This is a genomic window from Mesobacillus campisalis (genome assembly GCF_000986785.1).
In the GTDB taxonomy this organism is placed as follows: domain Bacteria; phylum Bacillota; class Bacilli; order Bacillales; family Cytobacillaceae; genus Mesobacillus_B; species Mesobacillus_B campisalis.
Genome location: NZ_LAYY01000070.1, coordinates 1 through 1,959, shown reverse-complemented (window position 1 = coordinate 1,959; position 1,959 = coordinate 1). Strand labels below are relative to the sequence as shown.

2 protein-coding genes are annotated in these 1,959 nt (G+C 45.0%); both read left to right on the top strand.

Translation table 11 applies throughout. From position 1 onward, the window contains the following. The first annotated feature begins 140 nt into the window (after nt 1-140). Nucleotides 141-629, top strand: a complete 489-nt coding sequence (locus WQ57_RS22410) for a DUF3907 family protein (protein WP_046524111.1) — start codon at nt 141-143, stop codon at nt 627-629. Nucleotides 630-1,149: 520 nt separating this feature from the next. Beyond that, a partial coding sequence (locus tag WQ57_RS22405; protein WP_173427600.1) for a D-alanyl-D-alanine carboxypeptidase family protein occupies nt 1,150-1,959 on the top strand: 810 nt, incomplete at its 3' end.

Sequence of the window (1,959 nt, the reverse complement as noted above, 5' to 3'; positions counted from 1 at the left end):
GATTTCATTTTGCCAAACTCGAAGAGCTTTTCGCCAAAATGGAACAACAAGGTGGCTATGAGGTTTCTCCTTTGGAGTTTATTCTCCAGCCGGCTTCTCGCACCAACTCGTAAGGCATACAATCTTTGGGGGTGGATTTATTGGGGAATACGATTGTGGAGACGCAAATAAAAGAGGTTAAAGACTTTTTAGGCAGCACTGTTGAAAAGCTTGAAACCTTCTTAAATACGACAACCTTAAAGTCCCTTGAGGAAGAGGAGCAAGGAGATGCCGACTTCTATCGCCATATTCTTTCTTCCATACGCAGGCTTGCCGTATTTTGTGAAGAGGGCCTTGAAGCGTGCAAGGTGATAGCGGGTTCCCAGCCGTTCTCCAAAGGAGCGGCGGAGAAGACATTGTATCGCATCTACATTCACTGCATCGAGGAGTTTTACTCGCCGAAGAGCGATATCTGGTTTGAAGACAGCCGGGCAGCTTACACTGGGAAAAATGCAATCAAGTTCCGGGATACTGTCCCTTCAAAAGTGACAAAACTGCTTGCGTCACTCGAGGGAGATTTTCAAAAAATAAGAGAAGAACTTGAATATTACGAAACCGATTACCGGACAAAGATGCTGCAATCGAAATAAAGACAAAGCGGCAAAACATAAGTAGTTGGGTTTTGAAATGCACAAATTAAAATCACCATTGCTATTCGAACGTTATTCGCGTTTAAATTGGCAAAGATGCTTGGAGCAATGTGTCTCCAAGCATTTTTTGTTGGGTTTGAATAATAAACGGAAGAATGCCGCTTAAATCGGGAAATGTCATCATTTCCCGAAATATAAGAGGAGTTTTTCCGTTTATATTAATCTAATCCTTGGTATTTGGCCTATTTAGAGGAGTTAATCGGAATTCTTCCGCTTATTTTTGCCTCCAAAGCCACGCTATATACATTAACCGGAATTTGTCCCCCTATGTAACCTTGCCTCCACGACATATCAACCAAGAATAAGAACAACGTCTTTTTATTTCAGTGCCGGGGGCATCCCCTTAATAATCAGCCAGCTTTGCCGTCAAAGCGTTTTGGAGTCATAACATACCTTGTCCTGCATAAACTTGTACAAACTCCCAAAGAGAGGCGAGGTCTGTGCAATGATTAAAAAAGGGATGATTTTTACACTGCTGCTTATCTTGCTTATTCACCATATTCCCGGGCTGGCGACAGCGTCAGGATCGGTTAGTGCGAGAAATGCTATTTTAATGGAACAGAACTCCGGGCGGGTGCTTTATGAGAAGAAGGCGCATGACCGCCAGCGCATTGCCAGTATCACGAAAATCATGACCGCCATTTTGGCAATTGAATCTGGCAAGCTGGATGAACAGGTGAAGGTAAGCAGCCGGGCAGCTGGAACGGAGGGATCATCCCTCTATTTGATGGGGGGAGAAAAAACGAAGCTGGAAGACTTGGTATACGGGCTTATGCTTAGGTCGGGAAATGATGCGGCAGTGGCCATTGCCGAGCATGTTGGGGGGAGCCTGGAAGGCTTTGTCTTCCTAATGAATCAAAAAGCAGCAGAAATCGGAATGGAAAATACGCACTTTGCAAATCCACATGGCCTTGATGATCATGAAAACCATTATTCCACGGCATATGACATGGCTTTGCTGACAAGGTATGCCATGAATAACGAAACCTACAGGAAAATATCAGGCACCAAGGTGCACCGCGCGCCTAATCCTAATGAGTCATGGGACCGGGTGTGGAAAAACAAGAACAGGCTGTTGACCGAACTCTACAAATATACTACTGGCGGCAAGACGGGTTACACCAAAAGGGCAAAAAGGACGCTTGTTACAACAGCAGCAAAGGGTGAGTTGGAACTTATAGCCGTGACGCTGAATGGACCGGACGACTGGAACGACCATATTTTCATGTATGAAAGAGGGTTCGAACAGTACGAGATCGGAAGAGCACAC